The organism is Lawsonibacter sp. LCP25S3_E2, assembly GCF_052117285.1.
Taxonomy (GTDB): Bacteria; Bacillota; Clostridia; order Oscillospirales; family Oscillospiraceae; genus Lawsonibacter.
On sequence record NZ_JBQKJL010000076.1, the window covers coordinates 1 to 582 of the forward strand.

General features: G+C 55.8%; 1 pseudogene. It reads left to right on the forward strand.

Annotated elements, in window-relative coordinates:
• Positions 1–112: 112 nt before the first annotated feature.
• Positions 113–582 (forward strand): annotated as a pseudogene (locus ACTQ3R_RS16585) (antirestriction protein ArdA); the annotation flags it as partial.

Consider the following 582-nt stretch of genomic DNA (forward strand, 5'->3'; position numbering starts at 1 on the left):
GAATTGTATGTCCACTTTTGGAATTCGGACGAGTGGAGCATCCAAACGGAACAGGAATTGTTCGCCCCCAAACTCCATGAGCAGAATGGGATGAAGATGGGAGGGATGACCCTTGGGTAAGAGGATATTCGAGGTATATCTTGAGAAAGAAGGCATCCCCAACAACGAGGCGTATGCCAAGCTGGAGCTACCCGCCTCACCGTGGGAGGTGTGGGACGCGCTGGACAAGGTACGCCTTCAGACAGATGACATCCTGTACATGGAGATCGAAGACTACGATGCCTTTGCGTATCTCGCTCCCCATTTGGATGGGTTGGACATCAGCCTCAACGAGCTCAACGACCTTGCCGCGCTGCTGTCGCCGCTGGACGAGGTGCAGGAAGCTGCCTTTGAGGGGCTGTTTTCCATGGAGGTGCAGCGAAAAGTAAACGCCAACGGCGGCGTCATCACGCTGCAGGATCTGCGGGATCTGGCGGTCAGCGCAAAAACAGACTGCTATCATGTGGTGGAGGCCGCGGATGACGCCCAGCTTGGCCGCTTCTACGCGGAAAACGACTTTGTGCCGGAACTGGAGGGCATATC